A 2500-nucleotide genomic window follows, 5' to 3' on the forward strand; every position below is an offset into this window, starting at 1 on the left:
GATAAAACGGCAAGCGATGTGACGCTTGCTTCCTGGCAGTACCGATACAGGGGCGATTACGACGCGTACCTCATGGGCGCGGTGCGCAGATCTCCACACTTGAGCGGGGTCGCCGGTCCCCATAACGATAGGGCTCGATGACGTCTCCGTTGAACACAGAGGGCCGAACATGCGGCTGATCGAACCCGATGAACACAAAGACTTTCTAGCGACCCTGGGGCGCAGTGGCTTGGTAGAAAGCGATTTCGCTCTTCTGGAAACCGATACGACGGACCCCAAAGGTGACGAGAACCTTGGTCTACAGGGCTACGTCACCATAGCCCGGCTATCGACGCAGGTTAAGAGGGAATACGTGATAGGCGACGAAAGCGATTGGCTACAGCATTTCACGAGAGATCTCGAAGCGGGCGTCTTCAACAGGCGGGAATGAGAGCTCGAATGCTATCGCGTACTCGACCTTCGCAACCTGTCCGCATAACTGGTGCTCGGTGGCCTGTCCAGAGCCGGAATTCCCGCGAAGGGAGGGCGGCGTTCATACCGTTCCTGGCGAATTCCTTCAGGTCGCGCCGGCAGGCCTGCAGACGACGGATATAGTGGAATGGCCTCGTCCCACCTCCGGTGGATGAACGCAAACGATCTCCGTCGAAGGACGTGGCAGTATGAGTACTCCCTGATCTGAATGAGCGGAGGCCGTCATGAGCGTTGCGTTGCTGAGCATCGATCTGGCCAAGAACATCTTCCAGCTGCATGGCGTTGACGAGCGTGGCCACCAAGTGTTGAGCCGGCGAGTCAGCCGCAACAAGCTCCTCGAAGCGGTTGTTTGCCTGCCCTGCTGCCGCATCGTGATGGAAGCATGTGGTGGAGCGCATTACTGGGCTCGCCGGTTCTCGGCAATGGGACATTGCGTGCAGATCATCGCGCCACGATTCGTCAAACCGTTCGAAAAATCGAGAAAAACGATCGCAACGATGCAGAGACGATCGTCGAAGCTGCATCCCGTCCGACCATGCGCTACGTCGCCATCACAGCGTCCAGCAGCAGGATATCCAATCCATGCATCGGATCCGCAGCCTGCTCACGCGTGACCGTATCGCCCAGATCAACCAAATACGAGGCCTGCTGGCCGAATACGGCGTAATCATTGCGCAAACAGCGGTGAAGGTTCGGCAGCAACTGCCCGTAATTATCGGTGACGAACGTAACGAGCTGACGGAGTTGACCAGGTCAATGATGCGCGATATGTACGACCGACTTGTACTGCTGGATGAGCAGATTTCCCGGTATGACAAGTTGATCCATCAGGTGCACAAGGCTTCCCCCTCAAGCCAGCGTCTGGAAAAGATCCGCGGGGTCGGACCGTTGATCGCGCCGCTGTCATCGCCGCGGCAGGTAGCGCCACTGAATTCTCGAACGGCAGACAGTTTGCGGCCTGGCTGGGCTTGACACCGCGCCAGCATTCGTCGGGCGGCAAGGATCGTCTGTTCGGAATCACCAAGCGCGGCAACGGATATCTACGAATGCTGCTGGTCCACGGCGCGAGAGCTGTCGATCAGCAAGCCGTAAAGCATACGGATACGCTCTCCCGATGGATACTTGAAGTCCAGCGAGAAGGGGAACAAACGTCGCCGTCGTCGCACTCGCCAACAAAATTGCCAGGACGATATGGGTGTTACTCGCACGCGATCGAGAGTACGAACCGCCGGTATGAGCGACGCGCTGATCGCGCACAGCACTTGCTTTACCTCTTCATCGGTTGCACGGGACCGTCGACGGCAAAACCTGCGCAGACTTAGGGCTTACGAAGCCGTGGATATAAGAAGGAGTCGTCGGGCGAAATCCATGGGGCCAGGCACAACGGTGCCGTCAACAGGCCGAATGTATATATGCAATCCAACACCTGCTTGCAGTAGAACAGATCATTTGGCAAACGGGACGAGGCCATGTATAAGCCTGCAGCCAAGTCCTCGTCGAGCATCACAGCGAGATCGCCTAGCAAGCCGGGCGGCGTTCATATAAGCGTCAAGCAACACGGCGCGCCTCTGCTCGTCGCTGGCCTTTCGGCGGCGATAGCTTTCTACATGAGCCGGTCGCTGGCTGCAACTGTCATGCCGGGGTCGGGAACACGTCGTTCCAGCCAGAGAACGGCTGATTGGCCATTATTATGTGGTACTGAAGCTTTTTTTTATCAACGTCTCTTATTCTCCGACAAGGCAGGCCGATCAGGCGTCGGCGTATCTTCGAGCCGCTTGAGCATGCGGTCGATGGCTTTTTGATCACCTTCCACTGCTGCACGTTCAACGTCGTTCAGCGGTATTAAGAATACCCGTCCTCTCGGCCGGGAATTGGGCCCCGCGGAGGGTCCAGTGTCGCGCCGCGGTCAATCGTTCACTATTTAGACCGTAGCGCCGAATCGGTGAATGGCAAGGTACGATCACTGAGCGTACCGATTCGGTCGGGTGGAAACACGGATCAATCGACTGGGCCCAGTAACACGTCAATT

General features: G+C 57.3%; 1 protein-coding gene and 1 pseudogene. Both read left to right on the forward strand.

The features are described 5' to 3' along the window. Positions 1-169 precede the first annotated feature (169 nt). The gene (locus AWB74_RS44015; protein ID WP_061152733.1) at positions 170-430 is read left to right on the forward strand and encodes a hypothetical protein; all 261 of its coding nucleotides are present in this window, start codon (positions 170-172) and stop codon (positions 428-430) included. Between the two features lie 265 nt (positions 431-695). Continuing rightward, a pseudogene (locus tag AWB74_RS49115) lies at positions 696-1708 on the forward strand (IS110 family RNA-guided transposase). The last annotated feature ends 792 nt before the right edge of the window (positions 1709-2500 follow it).

The sequence above is a fragment of the Caballeronia arvi genome, assembly GCF_001544695.2.
Classification (GTDB): domain Bacteria; phylum Pseudomonadota; class Gammaproteobacteria; order Burkholderiales; family Burkholderiaceae; genus Caballeronia; species Caballeronia arvi.

Excerpts from the sequence above, each read along its gene's own strand:
- AWB74_RS44015 (WP_061152733.1), top strand. The coding sequence starts at position 170 with ATGCGGCTGATCGAACCCGATGAACACAAAGACTTTCTAGCGACCCTG.